Here is a 16,907-nt window from a genome sequence, read left to right as displayed (position 1 = left end):
GCGGTCATGTCCGATTTCCGCTGGCGATGGCCGCCACACCGTGCAACAGTCAATGGGTGAGCATCACCGCCGCGGTCGGTCCGGCCGATCCACTCTTCGCCGCGAGATACTTGGCGGTGTCGAGCCGGGATGCCCGTTTCGATGGCCAATTCATCACGGGGGTTCGCTCGACCGGAATCTACTGCCGTCCCAGCTGCCCCGCACTGACCCCCAAGGCGAGCAACGTCACCTTCTACCGCACCGCGGCCGCAGCTCACGAGGCGGGGTTGCGGGCGTGCAAGCGGTGCCAGCCGGACGCCGTGCCCGGCTCTCCGGAGTGGAATTCGCGTGACGACCTCGCGTCGCGCGCGATGCGGTTGATCGCGGACGGCACGGTGGATCGGCGCGGCGTGCCGGGGCTCGCAGAGACCCTCGGCTACACGCCGCGCCATCTGACCCGGGTGCTCGTGCAGGAACTCGGGGCCGGCCCCCTCGCCCTCGCCCGCGCCCACCGGGCGCAGACCGCGAGGACCCTGTTGGCGGCGACCGACCTGCCGATCGCCGATGTCGCCTTCGCCGCCGGATTCTCGAGCGTGCGCCAGTTCAACGAGACGATCGCCGCCGTGTACGAACGCACCCCGACGCAGCTTCGAGCTTCCGCGCAGCGTGCCCCCGCACCGAACCGGTCATCCGCTGGAGAGTCGACGGCCGTGACGCTACGCCTTCCCGCGCGGGCGCCGTTCGATGGCGAGGGCCTCCTGCGCTTCTTCGCCGATCACGCGATCCCGGGGGTGGAATCGGGAGGCGCGATGCACTACGCCCGACGAGTGCGCCTTCCTCGCGGCACAGCGATGATCGAGCTCGGACTCGACCGGGGCCACGCCGGGGAGAGCGTCGTCACCTGCGCCGCCCGGCTCGACAACGTCGCCGACCTCTCAACCCTCGTCGCACGCGTGCGGCGCCTGTTCGACCTCGATGCAGACGCTGCGGCAATCGACGAGGCCCTCTCCCGAGATCCGGCGCTGGCCCCGTCGGTCGCCCGCAACCCCGGCGTGCGCTTGCCCGGCAGCCTCGACTCGGAGGAGACCCTGTTCCGCACGCTCATCGGCCAGCAGGTGTCGGTGGCCGCCGCGCGCACTGTGCTCGCGCGAATCTGCCTCGACCTGTGCGGCGACAGCGGGCTGTTCCCCACCGCGACCCAGCTGGCCGACGAGGGCCGACGGGTGCTGAGGGGCCCGGCGCCGAGGGTCGCGGCGATCATCGGGGTGGCCGAGGCGCTCGCGAACCGATCGCTCGTCATCGATGTGGGGATGCCGGCGAGCGAACTGATTGCGAGGCTCGTGGCGATGCCCGGTATCGGCCCGTGGACCGCCGGTTATGTGGCGATGCGGGTGCTCGGCAACCCGGATGTTCTCATCAGCGGTGACCTTGTGATGCTGCGAAGCGCCGCCCTCCTCGGGCTCCCGGCGACGAGGCCCGGACTGGCCGCGCACGGCGAGCGCTGGGCCCCCTGGCGCAGCTACGTCGGCATGCACCTGTGGCGGTCGGCGAACCGCTGACGGCCCGCGATCAATGGTTTGCCACCACGGGGCCCGCTCGCGCTCATGATCGGCACTTGGCGAGGGGAGGGCGGCGGACCTGGCTCTGAAGGAGCGGTAAGCCAGGTCGGCCCATCGAGTGCGCAGTGCACGAACCGGATGCCGGTGTCCCGAAACGCCGGCCTCGTTGTCGCCCCGCAGCTGGCGACGCGGGTTGACCGCCTCGAGGTGACTGTTGACACTCATCGCCCGGCTGAATCCGGGTCCACATACGATGGTACGCCGATTTGTACCCCTGTGGGGTACGCATCCGCGACAAACGAGCACCTAACCGGATGCGGCCTTGCCTCTCGGCTTCGTCGCCCGCGGTGATCGCCGAGCACCCGTGCTCTCCTGCCCGCTGGAGGCACGCGACTTGTCGATGCTCTTGCGCAGCGCCTCCATGAGATCGAGTACCTCGCCGCCGCCCGCGTCCCGGGGCTTCTCCCCGAAGGTCGCCTCCGTGCCGATGGCCACGCCACTCTCGAGTTTCGCCTCGATGAGCCTGCGCAACTGGTCCTGGTAGTTGTCGCTGAACCTCTCCGGCTCGAAGTCGGACTCGAAGCTGCGGATGAGCTCCTCCGACATCTCCAGTTCCTTCGCCGAGATCGACACGGGCTCGTCGAGGGATGGGAATGATGCCTCGCGCACCTCGTCATCCCACAGAAGCGCTTGCAGAACGAGCACGTCGTCATACACCCGCAGAGCCCCGAGCCTGGTCTTCTGCCGCAGCGCGAACTGCACGATGGCGGTGCGGTTGGTCTCCTCGAGGGTGCGGCGCAGCAGGGTGTACGCCTTGGTGGACTTCGACGCCGGCTCGAGGAAGTAGCTGCGGTCCAACCTGATCGGGTCAATCTGCTCGGTCGGAACGAACTCGACAATGTCGATCTCCCGGCTCTTCTCCGCCGGAAGCGCATCGAAGTCCTCGTCGGTGAGAACGACCGTTCGTTCCCCGTCGTCGAAGGCCTTGTCGATGTGCTCGTAGTCGACGACCTTGCCGCACACCTCGCAGCGCCGCTGATAGCGGATGCGCCCGCCGTCGTCATCGTGCACCTGGTGCAGCTTCACGTCGTGGTCCTCGGTGGCGCTGTACAGCTTCACCGGCACGTTGACGAGGCCAAAGGTGATCGCGCCGCTCCAGATCGCTCGCATGTGCACCATTGTGCGACGCGAATTCGTCTGGCGGAACCCCGTGTTGCTCCCGACCGCACGGTCAAGGGGGTGGCCCCCGGGCGGGTGCCCGGTGAGGATGAGCCATGTCCCGAATCGAGGCCATCCGGTCGGCGCCGACGATCGTCACCGTGGACGGCCGCCGCATCCGCCTCACCAACCTCGACAAGGTCCTCTACCCCGAGACCGGCACGACGAAGGCCGACGTGCTCGACTATTACTCGCGAGTCGCCGACGTGCTTGTCGCCCACGCGGCGAATCGGCCTGTGACGCGCAAGCGCTGGGTGCACGGAGTCGGCACACGCGAGCATCCGGAGCCCTCGTTCTTCCAGAAGAACCTTGACGCCAGCACTCCCGACTGGGTGCAGCGCCGACGGATGGCGCACCGCGAACGTGTCACCGAGTACCCCCTGGTCAATGATCGGGCGACCCTCACCTGGCTGGCCCAGTCCGCCGCCCTCGAACTGCACGTGCCGCAGTGGCAGTTCGGCCGGACCGGGCTCGTGCGCCACCCCGACCGGCTCGTGCTCGACCTCGACCCCGGTGACGGTGCCGGTCTGGCGGAGTGCGCCGAGGTCGCTCGTCTCGCGCGGAGGATCCTCACCGGGATGGGGCTCGATCCGATGCCGGTGACGAGCGGGAGCAAGGGCATCCACCTCTACGCCGCGCTCGACGGAGGCCAGGACTCCGAGGCGGTGTCGCGCGTCGCGCGCGAACTGGCCCGCGCTCTCGAGGCCGACCATCCCGACCTCGTCGTGAGCGACATGAAGAAGGCGTTGCGGGGCGGCAAGGTGCTCGTCGACTGGAGCCAGAACAACCAGAGCAAGACCACGATCACGCCCTACTCGCTGCGGGGGCGCCTCCGGCCGACGGTGGCGGCGCCGCGCACCTGGCGCGAGCTCTCGTCGCCCCGACTCGCTCAGCTCGACTACCGCGACGTGCTCGACCGGCTCTCCCGTCACGGCGACCCGCTCGCCGGGCTCAGCGCCGGCCACCTCGCGGCGCTCGAGCCGACCCAACGACGAATGGCGCACTTCGAGCCGACCGCCGAATCCAAAGACCGGCTCGACAAGTACCGGAGCATGCGCGACCGGTCGAAGACGCCGGAGCCCGTGCCGGAGTCCACCGCCCCGGCCACGGACGGCAGGAGCTTCGTGATTCAGGAGCACCACGCCCGCCGGCTGCATTTCGACTTCCGGCTCGAGCACGATGGGGTGCTCGTGAGCTGGGCGCTGCCCAAGGGCATGCCCAGCGATCCGCGCACGAACCACCTCGCCGTACAGACCGAGGATCATCCCCTCGAGTACGGCACCTTCGAGGGCATCATCCCGCCGGGTGAGTATGGCGCCGGGGAAGTCACGATCTGGGACGCCGGAACCTACGAACTCGAGAAGTGGCGCGAGGGCGAGGAGGTCATCGTCACCGTGCACGGCGAGAGTCACGGCACCAACAAGTACGCGCTCATCCACACGGGCGACGACAAGTGGCTGATCCACCTCATGCGCTCCCCTCGCTCCAGGGCCGTGGGGCCGGGGACGAATGAGCGCGCGCCGAGCACGTCGCCGTCCGCGACTGCGCGCAGGGCGAGCGCGCCGATGCTCGCGACGCTCGGAACCCGCGCCGACGTGAACGAGAACGACGACGACTGGGCGATCGAGATGAAGTGGGACGGCATCCGCGCGATCGCCGCCGTCGGACCGGATGCCGTGACGTTCACCAGCCGCAACGGCAACGACCTGACCGGGAGCTACCCCGACCTCGCCGAGATGCGCGAGGCGGTGGACGATTCCCTCCTCGAGCACGGCACAGCGGTGCTCGACGGCGAGATCGTCGTGTTCAATTCCCGGGCCCGGCCCGACTTCGGCCTGCTCCAGACCCGGATGAACCTCAGCGGCGGCGACGCCAGGGCCGCGGCCAGGCGGCATCCGGCTCGCTTCGTCGTGTTCGACCTGCTCGAGGCGAATGACGAGTCCCTCATCGGGCGGCCCTGGTCCGATCGCCGGGCGCTGCTGGAGAAAGGTGTCACCGGGCGCGGCCCGATCGAGGTGTCGCCCGTGTTCGACGGGGATGCCGACGCGGCCATCGCCGCGAGCATCGAGCTGGGCCTCGAGGGCATCGTCGCCAAGAAACGCGCCAGCACGTACGCGGAGGGACGGCGCTCCCGCAGCTGGATCAAGGTGAAGAACAGCCTGACCCAGGAGGTCGTCATCGGCGGGTGGCGCCCGGGCCGGGGGCACCGCGCCGGCTCGGTCGGCTCGCTCCTGCTCGGCGTGCCCGGCGACGGCTCCCTGCACTACGTCGGGCGCGTCGGCAGCGGATTCAGCGACCGCGCCCTCGACGAGCTCGCCGCCCGCTTCCGTGGGCTGGAATGCCGGGAGTCCCCCTTCGACGACGTACCACGGGGCGACGCGGCCGACGCGCACTGGCTCGCCCCCACGCTCGTCGGAGAGGTAGAGTTCGCCGAGTGGACGTCGACAGGACGACTGCGTCATCCCGCCTGGCGCGGATGGAGACCAGACAAGAACGCGGCCGATGTCGCGCGGGAAACTACGTGACAAGAATCAGTGTCGTCGTGCCTGTCAAAAACGACGCGCGAGAACTCGACCTCTGCCTGTCTGCCCTCACAGGCCAGACGATCCCCGCGCTCGAGATCATCGTGGTGGACAACGACAGCTCCGACGACAGCGCGCTGGTCGCCCTGCGGCACGGAGCGACCGTGATTCCGGAACGCAGGAAAGGCATCTGGGCCGCCGCAGCGACGGGCTTCGATCACGCGAGCGGCGACGTCATCGCCCGCTGCGACGCCGACTCCCGACCCGGCGACGACTGGCTCGAGCGCATCGCGAGCGAACTCGACGCGCATCCGGAGGCCGCGGCCATCACCGGCCCCGGACGTTTCTACAAGCTGGGACCCGTGCGCCGCGCACTCGCCGACGTCTTCTACATGCGCGCCTACTTCGTGTTGGCGCACGGCGCCCTCGCCCATCGTCCGCTGTTCGGGTCGAACTTTGCCATCAGGGCGTGCGTCTGGCGCGAGGTTTCGGCCGGAGTGCACCGCGACGACCCCGACGTGCACGACGACTTCGACCTGAGCTACCATCTCGGCCCCGCCTCGACCGTGCTTGTCGATCGGCGGCTCGAGGTGGGGATCTCCTCCCGCCCGTTCTCCGGACCTGTGTCGATGCTGATCCGCACCAAGCGGGCGATGCACACTGTGGCCGTGCACGGGGTTCGAGAGCAACCCGTGCTTCGCTGGCGCCGCCGATTCCTGAACTCGCTGGGGCGATAAGTTCGGCGTGCACGTCCGTCGGCCCGTCCGTGGTCGCACGCTCGGCGGGTACGAAGTAGCGTAGAACCACGCGTCACACACGAGATCGTTTTCGACCAAAGGATTCCGCAATGCGCCTCAAACTGATTTTCATCGTCGGGCTCGCCGCCGGATATGTACTCGGCGCCCGATCGGGCCGGGCGCCCTACGAGCGCCTCAAGGCGAAGAGCACCGAGGCGTGGGAGGACCCACGCGTGCAGAAGGTCGTTCACGAAGCGGAAGACTTCGTCAAGGAGAACGCCCCTATCGTCGCGGACAAGGTTGCCGAAGGCGCCAAGGTCGCCGCGCAGAAGATCGCCGAGGGCTCGAAAGTCGCTGCCGAGGGAGCCAAGGCAGCTGGGGAGAAGATCGCGGGCACGTCGAAGATCGCCGGCCAGTCGGTTTCCGAGGGCGCCAAGGTCGCCGCCGCCGGAGCGGTGGATGCCGCGTCGAAGATCGCCGACACCGCGAAGGACGTGAGCGAGAAGGTCGCTGAGGCCGCGAAGGGCGTCGCCGACAAGGTCACGGGCAGCGACTCGAGCACAGAGAACGACACCGCAGCCAGCAGCGAGGGCAGCAGCGACAAGAGCTAGCTCCGCGCCCGCCGCGAGTGTCCTGGCCGCCCGCACTCTCGCGCGGGTGTTATTCGCTCGCGTGAGCGTAATCCCCATACGCGCCAGTGAACAACACCCGCGTCTGCTCTGATCGCCGCGACCTCGACCCGCCTCCCGCGATCAAGTCAAGGGGTACCAGCATTCTCGACTGTCGGCGTACTCTCGCTGCATAAGCGCCCGACGCCTGAGTTCGATTCCCGAGTCGTGAGGGTCAGGGCGCTTCGATCCGTGACCGCGACGTCATCGTGATGGATCGAGAAGTGGGGCGAGAACCGTCATGATCCGCGGTTCCCGCCCCCGTTCTCGTTAACCCCAGACCCCCGTCTGCGGCGAAACAGAAGGATGCCGATGCTCCCGAAGCAGCGGCCCTTCTCGCAGTGATGACGGCGGCCGGTAGTCGTTGACGTCCGCATCCGATCGCCCCCGCGATCCGATGCCGACCACGAGCCGCCGTCATCCCTAGCCCCCCGGCTAAGTTGCTGGTATTACTGTAGGCAGCGCGTGCCCGAGCGCGCGGCCCCCAGACCGGGGGTCCACATAAAGGGGGACCCCGGTAAGGGAAATTGGGCGAATTCGGGGTACAAACTGGCTGGTGCTGCCGGTGAACACACCGTATCTGCGCACTGGGCGAGTCGTAGTTACCCAACTTTCGGCCGATGCGGCGGGTGTGGACCGGCGGTCCCGCGAACATCTGTGTCGAGTCGTTCCGGCGCCAGCCGAGCATGACGCAGCCGGCGGGCCGACGCAGATTCCCTAAGCTGAGGCGATGAGCACCACTCCGGCATCCACCCTCGCGATCCTGAACCAGCCTTCCCGGCATGCGCCGGCGAGTCTCGACGGCGCGGCCCCGCTCCGGCTCGTCGACCCCGACGCGGTGCATATCGGCGTGCGCGACCTCGGGATCACCCGCGGCGACGGCATCTTCGAGACGATCGGGGCGGTGTCGGGCACCCCGCAGGCGCTCGAGGCACACCTGCGCCGCTTCGCGCGGTCGGCGGCCGCCCTCGACCTGCCCGAACCAGACCTCGATACATGGCGGGCCGCGATTACCGCGGTGGCCGACTCCCTCGCCGGCCACCGCGAAGCAGCGATCAAGACGATCTACACCCGCGGCATTGAGGGCGACGGCCGCCCGACCGGATGGGTGCACGGCTTCGCCAGTTCGGACTTCGCTGCGGCACGACGCGACGGGCTGCGCGTGGTGACGCTGGATCGCGGCTACCGGCACGATGTCGCGAGCATTTCGCCGTGGCTCCTCCAGGGAGCGAAGACCCTCTCCTACGCGGTGAACAGCGCGGCACTGCGCGAGGCACAGCGGCGCGGAGCCGACGACGTGATCTTCGTCAGCTCCGACGGCGTCGTGCTCGAGGGCCCGACCTCGACGGTGTTGCTGTTGCGCGACGGGCGGCTCGTCACGCCCGGTCCAGGTCTCGCGATCCTCGACGGCACCACCCAGGACAGCCTCTTCGCCTTCGCCGCCCAGCACGGCATCCCCACCGCCCTCGAACTGACGACCACCGAACATCTGCACTCGGCGGACGCCGTCTGGCTCGTGTCGAGCGTGCGCCACGCCGCGCCGGTGACCGCCGTCGACGGAACCCCCCGCGCATCCGAGGCCGACCTCACGGCGCAATTCAACCGCTACCTCGCCGGACGCCGCGACTAGTTTGCAGACAGCACTGCTTAGGCTGGCGAAATGACCGAAGACATCCAGCCCACCCAGGGCTCCTACGTCACCCCCGGCGCGGAGTTCACGCGCGACACGGCCTACATCGAGGACCGCATCACCGTCGATGGGCGGGACGGCTGGCCCGCGGAGGCCGGCCGGTACCGTCTCGTCGCGGCCAGGGCCTGCCCGTGGGCCAACCGCACCGCGATCGTGCGGCGCCTGCTCGGGCTCGAGGAAGCCATCAGCCTCGGGATGCCCGGACCGACGCACGACGAGCGCAGCTGGATCTTCGACCTCGATCCCGGCGGCCTCGACCCCGTGCTCGGGATCGAGCGGCTTCAGCAGGCCTACCTCGCGAGATTCCCGGACTACCCCCGCGGAATCACCGTCCCCGCGATCGTCGAGATCGCGAGCGGAAAAGTCGTCACCAACAACTACCCGCAGATCACCATCGACTTCGAGACCGAGTGGAGCGCGCTGCACCGGGACGGGGCGCCCGACCTGTACCCGGTCGAGCTGCGCGCGGAGATCGACGACATCAACGATGTCATCTTCCGCGATGTCAACAATGGCGTGTACCGTGCCGGGTTCGCCGGCTCGCAGCGTGCCTACGAGAACGCGTACGACCGTCTGTTCGACAGGCTGGATGCCCTCGAGGCGCGGCTCGCGGACCAGCGATACCTCGTCGGCGACACCATCACCGAGGCAGACGTGCGGCTGTTCACGACGCTCGTCCGGTTCGACGCGGTCTATCACGGGCACTTCCGTTGCAACCGCAACAAGCTCAGCGAGATGCCGGCCCTGTACTCCTACGCCAAGGACCTGTTCCAGACCCCCGGCTTCGGCGACACGATCGACTTCGTGCAGATCAAGCAGCACTACTACCTCGTGCACACCGACATCAATCCGACCGGAATCGTACCCAAGGGTCCCGACCTGTCAGGCTGGCTGAGCCCGCACGGCAGGGAATCGCTCGGCGGACGCCCGTTCGGCGACGGCACTCCCCCGGCGCCTCCTCTTCCGGGTGAGCAGGTCCAGCCCGGCCAGGGCGTCGCGTAGCACCGGCCGCACCTCCGCATCCATCGACTCGAGGACCGACCATGGCCAGCCACCTTCTCAGCTTCGCCCGGTGGGCGGAACGCCGCGCCCCCGGACTCGCTGCCGCCGCGGCATCCCCCCGCGTGCGCGGGGTCTCGGCAGTGCGCTCAGGGCAGGGCACGCTCTGGCAGAGTGACGGCTCGGCGGCCAGGTGCCTCGTTGTGTGCCTCAGCGGACACCCGTCGGGGCTCCGCTGGCTCGCGGGGTCGATCGCCGCCCGCCTGCCCGGCCTCGCCTACGTCGCCGGGGTGGACGAGGATGCGGCCTCGGCGATCGAGCACGCGAGCGGGATCGCCCGCGAGCGGGGGCTGGATGTCGGACTCGGCGCCGTCGTTGCCGAGGGCGATCGTGCGGAGGACGGTGTGCGGGCGAGCAGGATGCTGCCGGCGTCGCGCCTCGTTCTCGTCGCACCTCCGGGGATACCTGGTCTCGAGCCCGCCGGTCTCCCGACGACACTGCTGCAGGCGTCGCAGTCGGCGGCGGACCGGGCCGGTGTCGTCGAGCTCGAGGCCGCGATGCGTCGCTCCGGCGTCGCGGTGCGGGAGACGGAATACCGGGACATTGCCGACGAGTGGGCGCGTTACCCTCGGGCCGTGCCTGGCTCCCGGCGCGCGCTCGACGACCTCGTCGCGTTCCTCGAGCGCGGAATCGGCCAGCAGTCCACCTTCGAGGTCATCCCCGGCTGGGACCTGCACTGAGGCGTCGCGCCTCTGCATCCGCACGCCCAGTGTGACCATTCGCGCCGAGAGAGCCTCATGCTGCAGGCACACTCGGCGAAAAGAGACACACTCAGCGAAAAGTCACGCTGACGCTCGCGCGGCGCAGCCACTACGCGCGGCGCAGCCACTACGCGCGGCGCGTGCCCATTGCGGCGGGCATGCTGCCTGGGACCTGCACCGAGGCGTCGCGCTTGGGCATCCGCACGCCCAGTGTGACCATTCGCGCCGAGAGAGCCTCGTGCTAGAGGCACACTCGGCGAGACGAGGCACACTCGGCGAAAAGTCACTCTTACGCTCGCGCGGCGCAGCCAGATCGCGCCGGGCGCGCCCGCTAGCGCAGCCGCTTGAGGTCGTCGAGCGCCCCGGGGTAGTCGGCCAGGCACAGCGCCGCGCCGTGCCGCTCGACCTCGTGCAGCACCCCGTAGTCGAAGGCGTGCTCGCCCGAGCGAGCGGTCGCCCGCAGGTACTCCTGCATGAGCGAGCTGTCGCGATGTTCGCCGAGCAGGTCGTGGATGGCCTCCGCGGCCGCCGCCACCGTGCGCACCCGGCGGCCGAACACGCCGCCGACGCCAGCGCTGACGGCCTCGGCGGCATAGCGCAGTCGCTTCGCGGCCTTGCGTGTGGCGTGCAGAAGCTCGATCCGCTCGGGCTCTGTCTGGGCAGCATCCGCGGCCTTCGCGGTGCGCAGCACCCGGTTCAGGTCCCGCGCCAACGCGGGTGGAATCGCCGTGCGGGCCGACGCGAAGGCGTCCTCGGCGAGCGGCGGGCGGGCGAGGAACTCGTCGAGCGAGTCGAGCAGAGCCAGGTACCGCGGCGACGACAGCTCGGCCAGCACGCGCCCGTGCGCATCGGAGTACGCGCCCGCCCAGCCGTCGACGAGTCGCGTGCCGAGTCCGGCCACGAGCGCGTCGTGGTCGGCGATCAGCGCGCGCGCGCGATCCCGCATCACCTCGGCATCCCGCGCCTCGCCCAGCACGACCCCGAGGTGCTGGAGCTCATCGCGGATCGGGTCGGTCACCGCGCGGTTGAAAACGCGGCGATACGAGACGAACAAGCTCCGGAGCCGCCTGACCCTCGTGCGCAACTGGTGCACCGAGTCGGGCCGGTCGAGCCGCACGAGCGGGTCGATCCTGGCGATGTCCGCGACGAGGGCGCCGATCGCCGCGAGGAGAATTTCGGATGCCGGGCTCGCCCGGTCAAGTGACGCAGCCTGCTGCGCCGGCGCGAGGCTAGTTCGACCGAGCGCGGTCGCGAGCTTCGACGCGCTCGCGGCCGGCCGCGCCCCGGCGGCCAGCAGCCGCTCCTCCACCGCGTCGAGCAGGGCGGAGCGCGCCTGCGGCGATTCGGGCGCGCCACCGAGCAGCTCGGTCTCCCACTCGTGCCAGATCCTGAGCGTGCCCGCGGCGACATCGCTCGCCTCAACCCGGTCGTCGGCGAGCTCGAGCAGTCGTTGTCCCGAATCGCCCACGAGGTGCAGCGCTGTGCGGCGCGTGTGCAGGCGGGCGATGATCCGAAGCGGTCTCGCGCGCACGAGCGCGAGAATAGGCGCGATCACCTCGGCGGGCACCGAGGCGGGCGCGTCGTGGTACGCGTCCTCCGCCGCTCCGATCGACAGCGGCCAGTGCAGCTCGGTGCGCCCGACCGCAGCGGGGAACTTGATGTGCCACCCCTCGTCGCCCCCGCCGACGCGACGTCGCAACACGACGAGGTGCGCGGCGAGGTCGCCGGAGTCGGTGTCGAAGTAGTCGGCCGTGAGGAGCAGCTCCCCCGCCGGCTCCACCGTCGCGATGTCGGAGAGGTCCGGAACCGACGCATCCTCGTCGACCTCGTACTTGCGCTCGATTTCCTCGTGCGTCGTCATTGACATGCTCGTGCCACCGATCCCGCGCCCGAACCGGGGAGGCTCCACCGTTGCTCGAGGCGTCGTGATCAATAGCGTAGGACCGATCGCCGCGACAGTGGGGATCGCCACCCTCATTCCCGAACGGGGGGAGCGCGAAGCCCCGCCGCTGCGATTAGATGGTCCCCGGGGGCGCCAGTTGCGCGTCACAGCATCGATGGGGGTCGTGCAGTGAGTATTGCTTTTGCCGTTCCGGAATCCACCGTTTGGCCTGACGAGCTCTGGGACACCATTCTTGACCTGAGCGCGCTGCTCGACGAGGGTTCCTGGGTGCTCGTGGGAGGGCACGCCGCGATGGCCCACGCCCTCGCCCACGACGGCGACTGCGAGCTGGTCAGCCACTCCGCGCGGCCACTCGGTCGCCTGGTGACGACGGCGAGCGCCATGCCGACGGTCATCCGCTGCCTGCGCGAACTCGGATTCGTGCTCGAGGAGCCTTCTGTCTCGACGGAGTTCCGGTTCAGTCGACCGGCAGAACGGGGATCGCGCACCGACCTCCCGCAGCAATGGATCGTCGATGTGACAGGCATTACCTCGCTGAGCGGCGGCGACCAGGCGCTCGAACGCTGCGAACCCCGCGGTGCGAGCAAGGGACTTCGGGCACCGTCCGTTCCGCTGCCGAGCCTGCTCGCATCCATCGTCTACGAGGCCGCCCAATTTGGATCCAGCACTACCGAGCCGTTCGTGCACGCCAGAAACGCCGCGTTCCTCGTCTCATTCGTCCACGACCCGATCGGCACCCGGCACGAGCTGACGCCCGCCGACCGCCGCATCCTCCGCGCGCTCGATGCCGCCGTCGGGCTACGCCAGCACTCCGTCTGGTCGCGGCTGCCGATCGACCCGGATGCCTTCATCCGCTGGAAGCTTCTCATCGCGGAGTGATCCGGGCGCCATTGCTGGGTACGGTGGAGCGTGATCAATTCGAACCCGCCCACGGCCACCAAGCTGCCCATCGTCCGCTCCCACCACGGTCACGACTTCACCGACCACTACGAGTGGCTGCGCGACAAGGACGACCCGGCCGTCATTGCTCACCTCACAGCGGAGAACGAGTGGACGGCCGCGAACACCGCCCACCTCGAGTCGCTGACGGACGAGATCTACGGCGAGATCAAGGCCAGGACCCAGGAGACCGATCTCTCGGTACCGACGCGCCGCGGGGGGCACTGGTACTACACCCGCACTGTTGAGGGGAAGTCCTACGGGGTCTATTGTCGCGCGCCGATCAGCGGCGAGGACGACTGGAGCGCACCGGCTACGGATGCCGGCTCCCCCCTCGTCGGCGAGGAGGTGCTCCTCGACGCGAATGCCGAGGCGGAGGGGCACGACTTCTTCTCGCTCGGCAGCTTCGACGTCTCCACCGATGGCACCCTGCTCGCCTGGGCCGTCGACGTGGCAGGGGATGAGCGCTACACCCTGAGGATCAGGGACATCGCGTCGGGCGAGGCCAGCTCGATCGACGAAATACCGGCAACGGCCGCGGGAGCGCTGTTCTCGCTCGACGGCGCCTATGTCTTCTACTGCACCGTCGACGACGCCTGGCGCCCTGACACCGTCTGGCGGCACCGGATCGGCAGCGCCGCGGCCGATGACGTCACCGTGTTCACCGAGAAGGACGATCGCTACTGGGTCGGCATCGACCGCACCCGAAGCCGAAAGTACCTGATGATCCACATCGGGTCGAAGATCACCAGCGAGGTGCGCTACGTCGACGCCGCCGACCCGACGGGAGAGTTCCGCGTCATCTGGCCACGGGTGGAGGGGGTCGAGTATGACGTCGAGCACGCCGTCGTCGCCGGCGAGGACCGGCTGCTGATCACCCACAACGACGGCGCCGAGAACTTCGAACTCGTCGACGTCGCCGCCGCCGACCCCCTCGGTGACCGCTTGGTCGTCATCCCCCATTCGCTCCAGGCCCGCCTCGAGGGGGTGGATGCGTTCCGTTCGCACCTCGTGGTGTCCTACCGTCGCGAGGCCCTCACCCGGGTGGGGATCATCCCGTTGAGCGCGAGGGTTGTCGGGGCGGCGTTCGTGGGGTACGGCGGCCTGCGCGAGCTCGAATTCGACGAGGCACTCTTCGATGTGGGCGTGGGCGCGAACCCGGAGTGGAACGCCCCCACGCTGCGCCTCACGTTCACCTCGTTCGTCACTCCGACATCCGTCTTCGACTACGACGTCGACGCGAAGGAATACCGGCTGCTCAAGCGCCAGAGCGTGCTCGGCGGCTACCTCCCGGAGGACTATGAGCAGGCGCGGGACTGGGCGACGGCATCCGACGGCACGCGGGTGCCGATCTCGCTCGTCTGGAAGAAGGGGCTCGTCGACGCCTCCCGCCCGGTGCCGACCCTGCTCTACGGCTACGGCTCCTACGAGGCAAGCATGGATCCAAGTTTCTCGATCGCCCGCCTGTCGCTGCTCGACCGCGGGATGCTCTTCGCGATCGCGCACGTGCGCGGCGGCGGAGAGCTCGGCCGCGGCTGGTACGAGAGTGGCAAGACACTCACCAAGCGCAACACCTTCACCGACTTCATCGCAGTCGCCGAGCACCTCGTCGCCGAGGGGCGCACGACCCCGGGGCAACTGGTGGCCGAGGGGCGAAGCGCCGGCGGGCTGCTCGTCGGCGCCATCGCGAACATGGCCCCGCAGCTGTTCTGCGGGATCCTCGCGGGCGTTCCCTTCGTCGATGCGCTCACGAGCATTCTCGACCCCGAACTGCCGTTGACGGTGATCGAGTGGGACGAGTGGGGAAACCCGCTGCACGACCGCGCAGTTTACGAGTACATGCGGTCGTACTCGCCATATGAGAACGTGCGCGGCGACATCACCTACCCGGCGATCCTCGCCGTGACGAGCCTCAACGACACCCGGGTGCTCTACGTCGAGCCGGCGAAGTGGGTCGCGCGGCTGCGCGAAGTCGGGGCACCTGCGCTCCTGAAAACCGAGCTCAGCGCGGGCCATGGCGGCGTGAGCGGACGGTACGAGGCGTGGCGCGAGCGCGCCTTCGAGTACGCGTGGGTTCTCGACGTCTCAGGCGCGGCGCGTAAGCTCGAGGGATGACTGTGAACTACACCCCTGACGTCGGCGGCATCACGATGTTCTCCACCCCGTGGTGCGGCTACTGCACGCGGCTGAAGTCGCAGCTCAGCAAGGCGGGCATCGCCTACCGGGACATCGACATCGAAGCCGTTCCCGGAACCGCCGAACTCGTCGCGACGATCAACGGCGGCAACCAGACTGTGCCGACCGTGCTGTTCCCGGACGGGTCGTCGGCGACCAATCCCTCGCTCGCGGAGGTCACGGCACGCCTCGCGGCGTGACACCTCTCCACAACCCGCCCTACCCAGCTGGAGGCACCATGACCGCCCTGCCGGAATTCCTGTCAACCTGGATCACCGAACAGCGCTGGTACGCCGGCAAGGGTCGGGCCCCGTCCTGGGATCGGCTCGGCGGTTTCGATCTGCCCGACCCGGACGGACAGGCTCACATCACCGTGCACCTGTTCCTCGACACGGCCGAGCGTCCTCTGCTCTATCAGGTGCCGCTGACCGAAAGGTCTGCGCCTGTCGCCGGGCTTGAGCACGCTCTCATCGGCAGCTACGAGGAGAACGGCGTTACCCGGTTCATCTATGACGGTCCGCGGGACGAAGCGTGCGCGAAGGCCATCCTGCGTCTCATCCTCGACGAGGGCGCCGTGCTCCCCGACGATGGCGCGCCCGGCATAGCCGCGCGCGGACACTGCGTGCCGACTACTCCCGCCGTCGAAATCCGAGGTTCCCGGGTGCTCACTGGCGAGCAGTCGAACACCTCGATCATCTTTGACATGGTCGGGCTCGACGGCACTCCTGCCGATCCGATCATCTGCAAGGTGTTCCGGTCGCTGCACCACGGCGAGAACCCGGATGTGACGCTTCTCAGCGCCCTCGCCGGCGCAGGCTCAACCGTCGTGCCACGGTCCGTCGGGCACATCAACGGCCAGTGGCACGACACGGGAGAGCCGACCGGGTTCGCCCACGGCCATCTCGCCTTCGCCCAGGAGTTCTTTCCCGGGGTCGAGGATGCCTGGCGCGTCGCCCTCGGGGCAGCGGAAGCGGATGAGGACTTCACAGAGCGGGCTCGGAGCCTGGGCGAGGCCACCGCCGACGTGCATATGACCCTCGCCGCCGCCCTTCCGAGGCGCGCGGCCGCCCCGAACGATATCGCCGCGACGATCGCAAGCATGCGGGCCCGGTTCGATGAGGCAGTCGCGGAGGTGCCGGGGATTGAGCAGCACCGCGCGGCGCTCCAGTCGGTGTACACGAGGGCCGCGACATCCGCCTGGCCCGCCATGCAGCGCATCCACGGCGACTTTCACCTCGGCCAGGTGCTCTGGGTGCCCGGCCGCGGCTGGATCATCCTCGATTTCGAGGGCGAGCCGATGCGCCCCATGCACGAGCGTGCACGGGAGGACTTCCCGCTGCGCGATGTCGCCGGGATGCTGCGCTCGTTTGACTATGCCGCCGGCTCCGTCGCCCAATCCCACGGGCGGTCCGTGACCGACTGGGCGCTGGCGGCGCGGCGCGCATTCCTCGACGGGTATATCTCCCGCTCCGGCAGGGACCTGCGGGCGAACCGCTCGCTGCTCGATGCATTCGAGATCGACAAGGCCCTCTACGAGGCCGTCTACGAGGCGCGCAACCGACCCGCTTGGTTGTCGATACCGCTCGCCGCGATCGACCGGTTGGTGGAGCGCGCCGCGGCCTGACAACGCTGGCCGGCAGCTGACGGTCCGCTCATCACACGAACCGCACAGATTCCACGAGTTGCCCGCACGTGTTGGGTTCGGGCCCTCGAATGCAGCAGATGTGGGCGGTTCGCGAAGTTGCGGCCCCTTCGGT

13 protein-coding genes are annotated in these 16,907 nt (G+C 69.1%); 11 read left to right on the top strand and 2 right to left on the bottom strand.

The genetic code is table 11. The annotated features are described in order from the left end of the window. Nucleotides 1–56 precede the first annotated feature (56 nt). A complete protein-coding gene (locus tag ABIB15_RS04995; protein WP_354475769.1) occupies nucleotides 57–1,538 on the top strand; it encodes a DNA-3-methyladenine glycosylase 2 family protein in 1,482 nt (493 codons plus the stop codon). A 306-nt stretch (nucleotides 1,539–1,844) separates the two neighbouring features. Here the strand turns inward: ABIB15_RS04995 and ku are convergent, their stop codons facing one another. Then, the gene (gene ku, locus ABIB15_RS04990) at nucleotides 1,845–2,708 is read right to left on the bottom strand and encodes a non-homologous end joining protein Ku (protein ID WP_354475767.1); all 864 of its coding nucleotides are present in this window, start codon (nucleotides 2,706–2,708) and stop codon (nucleotides 1,845–1,847) included. 104 nt (nucleotides 2,709–2,812) lie between these two features. On the opposite strand from ku, the gene ABIB15_RS04985 reads away from it, so the two are divergent. The 6 genes from ABIB15_RS04985 (at nucleotide 2,813) to ABIB15_RS04960 (ending at nucleotide 10,112) form a co-directional block, all read left to right on the top strand. After that, a complete protein-coding gene (locus ABIB15_RS04985) occupies nucleotides 2,813–5,281 on the top strand; it encodes an ATP-dependent DNA ligase (RefSeq protein WP_354475765.1) in 2,469 nt (822 codons plus the stop codon). Further along, nucleotides 5,233–6,015 carry a glycosyltransferase family 2 protein gene (locus tag ABIB15_RS04980; RefSeq protein WP_354475763.1) on the top strand — a complete coding sequence of 261 codons (783 nt, stop codon included), beginning with the start codon at nucleotides 5,233–5,235 and terminating at the stop codon, nucleotides 6,013–6,015. The genes ABIB15_RS04985 and ABIB15_RS04980 overlap by 49 nt, the downstream gene beginning before the upstream one ends. A 110-nt stretch (nucleotides 6,016–6,125) precedes the next feature. Beyond that, complete coding sequence (locus ABIB15_RS04975; protein WP_354475761.1) at nucleotides 6,126–6,626, top strand: hypothetical protein; 501 nt, start codon at nucleotides 6,126–6,128, stop codon at nucleotides 6,624–6,626. 787 nt (nucleotides 6,627–7,413) lie between these two features. Beyond that, on the top strand, nucleotides 7,414–8,313 hold the full coding sequence (locus tag ABIB15_RS04970; protein WP_354475760.1) for an aminodeoxychorismate lyase: 900 nt from the start codon (nucleotides 7,414–7,416) through the stop codon (nucleotides 8,311–8,313). A gap of 30 nt (nucleotides 8,314–8,343) precedes the next feature. Next, on the top strand, nucleotides 8,344–9,375 hold the full coding sequence (locus ABIB15_RS04965; RefSeq protein WP_354475758.1) for a glutathione S-transferase family protein: 1,032 nt from the start codon (nucleotides 8,344–8,346) through the stop codon (nucleotides 9,373–9,375). Nucleotides 9,376–9,416: 41 nt separating this feature from the next. Next, nucleotides 9,417–10,112: an alpha/beta hydrolase family protein gene (locus tag ABIB15_RS04960; protein WP_354475756.1), complete on the top strand. Its 696-nt coding sequence runs from the start codon at nucleotides 9,417–9,419 to the stop codon at nucleotides 10,110–10,112. A gap of 352 nt (nucleotides 10,113–10,464) precedes the next feature. Here ABIB15_RS04960 and ABIB15_RS04955 read toward each other — a convergent pair whose 3' ends face one another. After that, nucleotides 10,465–11,994, bottom strand: a complete 1,530-nt coding sequence (locus tag ABIB15_RS04955; RefSeq protein ID WP_354475754.1) for a CYTH and CHAD domain-containing protein — start codon at nucleotides 11,992–11,994, stop codon at nucleotides 10,465–10,467. Nucleotides 11,995–12,204: 210 nt separating this feature from the next. On the opposite strand from ABIB15_RS04955, the gene ABIB15_RS04950 reads away from it, so the two are divergent. Genes ABIB15_RS04950 through ABIB15_RS04935 form a run of 4 tightly spaced genes read left to right on the top strand, consistent with a single transcriptional unit; the run spans nucleotide 12,205 to nucleotide 16,774 of the window. Then, nucleotides 12,205–12,915, top strand: a complete 711-nt coding sequence (locus tag ABIB15_RS04950; protein WP_354475752.1) for a hypothetical protein — start codon at nucleotides 12,205–12,207, stop codon at nucleotides 12,913–12,915. A gap of 30 nt (nucleotides 12,916–12,945) precedes the next feature. Continuing rightward, nucleotides 12,946–15,090 carry a S9 family peptidase gene (locus ABIB15_RS04945; RefSeq protein ID WP_354475750.1) on the top strand — a complete coding sequence of 715 codons (2,145 nt, stop codon included), beginning with the start codon at nucleotides 12,946–12,948 and terminating at the stop codon, nucleotides 15,088–15,090. Then, entirely contained in the window at nucleotides 15,087–15,350 is a 264-nt protein-coding gene (locus ABIB15_RS04940) for a mycoredoxin (RefSeq protein ID WP_502908909.1), read from the top strand. Before ABIB15_RS04945 ends, ABIB15_RS04940 begins: the two co-directional genes overlap by 4 nt. A gap of 38 nt (nucleotides 15,351–15,388) precedes the next feature. Next, complete coding sequence (locus ABIB15_RS04935; RefSeq protein WP_354475748.1) at nucleotides 15,389–16,774, top strand: maltokinase N-terminal cap-like domain-containing protein; 1,386 nt, start codon at nucleotides 15,389–15,391, stop codon at nucleotides 16,772–16,774. The last annotated feature ends 133 nt before the right edge of the window (nucleotides 16,775–16,907 follow it).

Origin of the sequence: Marisediminicola sp. UYEF4 (genome assembly GCF_040546025.1) — a bacterium.
In the GTDB taxonomy this organism is placed as follows: domain Bacteria; phylum Actinomycetota; class Actinomycetes; order Actinomycetales; family Microbacteriaceae; genus Marisediminicola.
This window is presented reverse-complemented; position numbering and strand designations above follow the sequence as displayed.

What these genes read in the sequence shown, in the direction of transcription:
- ku (WP_354475767.1), bottom strand. Translation starts at nt 2,708, where the DNA reads ATGCGAGCGATCTGGAGCGGCGCGATCACCTTTGGCCTCGTCAACGTG.
- ABIB15_RS04985 (WP_354475765.1), top strand. Translation starts at nt 2,813, where the DNA reads ATGTCCCGAATCGAGGCCATCCGGTCGGCGCCGACGATCGTCACCGTG.
- ABIB15_RS04980 (WP_354475763.1), top strand. Translation starts at nt 5,233, where the DNA reads ATGGAGACCAGACAAGAACGCGGCCGATGTCGCGCGGGAAACTACGTG.
- ABIB15_RS04975 (WP_354475761.1), top strand. Translation starts at nt 6,126, where the DNA reads ATGCGCCTCAAACTGATTTTCATCGTCGGGCTCGCCGCCGGATATGTA.
- ABIB15_RS04970 (WP_354475760.1), top strand. Translation starts at nt 7,414, where the DNA reads ATGAGCACCACTCCGGCATCCACCCTCGCGATCCTGAACCAGCCTTCC.
- ABIB15_RS04965 (WP_354475758.1), top strand. Translation starts at nt 8,344, where the DNA reads ATGACCGAAGACATCCAGCCCACCCAGGGCTCCTACGTCACCCCCGGC.
- ABIB15_RS04960 (WP_354475756.1), top strand. Translation starts at nt 9,417, where the DNA reads ATGGCCAGCCACCTTCTCAGCTTCGCCCGGTGGGCGGAACGCCGCGCC.
- ABIB15_RS04955 (WP_354475754.1), bottom strand. Translation starts at nt 11,994, where the DNA reads ATGACGACGCACGAGGAAATCGAGCGCAAGTACGAGGTCGACGAGGAT.
- ABIB15_RS04940 (WP_502908909.1), top strand. Translation starts at nt 15,087, where the DNA reads ATGACTGTGAACTACACCCCTGACGTCGGCGGCATCACGATGTTCTCC.
- ABIB15_RS04935 (WP_354475748.1), top strand. Translation starts at nt 15,389, where the DNA reads ATGACCGCCCTGCCGGAATTCCTGTCAACCTGGATCACCGAACAGCGC.